Here is a 1,201-nt window from a genome sequence, read left to right as displayed (position 1 = left end):
TAAAGAAGTTTATTCAACAGAGAAATGCGTTGCTGATGTGTTGGTAAAGATTAAGAATGTAAATTCAAAATCTCAACTTTCTGTTAGTGAAAACAAAAAACTGCTTTCGCAAAATGAGTTTAGTTACAATGCTGAAACAATGTTGCTTTCATTTAAAAGAGATGTTTCGGATGAATCTATGTTTTTTATAAAAGCAACTAACAGTGCCGGAAGTGCTTCGGATGTGGTTACTATAAAATGTGTAATTAAACCCAAGCCACAAGTAACTATTACCCAGCCAAGTTCTAAGTTCTTTTCTACCGGAAATTGCGAAGCTAACATAAAAGCTACAATTCTGAATATTGATTCAAAATCACAGATTACAGTTAAAGAAAATGGCAAATCAATTCCTGCAAGTTTATTTACTTTTAATAACAAAGTGCTATCGCTAAAGAAAAAAGTTGCAACTACATCAAAATTTGAGATTACAGCAACTAACAGTTCAGGACTTGCCTCGGATGTAGTAAATATTAAATGTGTAATCCCTGTAAAAAAACCAGTTGTAAAAATAACTAAACCACAAAAAAATCCTTATGTAACTGAACAAAATATTCAAAATTTTACAGCACAAGTTTGGAACATTAAAAAAGTTTCTCAAATAACAGTTCTCGCATCAGGTAAAAAAGTAACAACATTGGATTTTAATTCTAAAACGGGAATATTAAATTTTAAATTATCACTTCAATCAGATAAAACAACTGTTGTTGTTACAGTTTCAAATTCAGCAGGTTCTTCAAGTGATCAATTAACAGTAATTTATAATTCTCCATTCCGAAAGCCTGTAATAAATATTTTGCGACCAACAGAAAATCCTTACAAACCTGCAAACTGCCTTGCTGATGTTTTAGCAGAAATACTTTATGTTGATGACATTAGTAAAATAATATTAACAGAAAATGGAAAATCCATTGAATCATTTTATTTAACATTTGATAAAAAAGAGAATACAATAAGAATCTATAAAGATGTTTATCCATCGTCAAAATTTGTTTTTAAAGCTACAAATAAACACGGCACTACTACTAAGGAGGTAACAATTAATTGTAAGTGATTAGTTTTTTTTAGCATAAAATATATAAAGTACAAAAACTGCCACAGATTCACAGATTAAAATTAATTTATATGCAATATTCTAATAAAAGATGTCCTTTAGTCTATATAT

General features: G+C 28.8%; 1 protein-coding gene. It reads left to right on the top strand.

The features are described 5' to 3' along the window. Positions 1 to 1,090 (top strand): hypothetical protein (locus U9R42_01430; GenBank protein ID MEA3494676.1); only part of this gene is annotated, 1,090 nt, incomplete at its 5' end. Positions 1,091 to 1,201: the final 111 nt, after the last annotated feature.

It is taken from the genome of Bacteroidota bacterium, from assembly GCA_034723125.1.
Taxonomy (GTDB): Bacteria; Bacteroidota; Bacteroidia; order CAILMK01; family JAAYUY01; genus JAYEOP01.
This window is presented reverse-complemented; position numbering and strand designations above follow the sequence as displayed.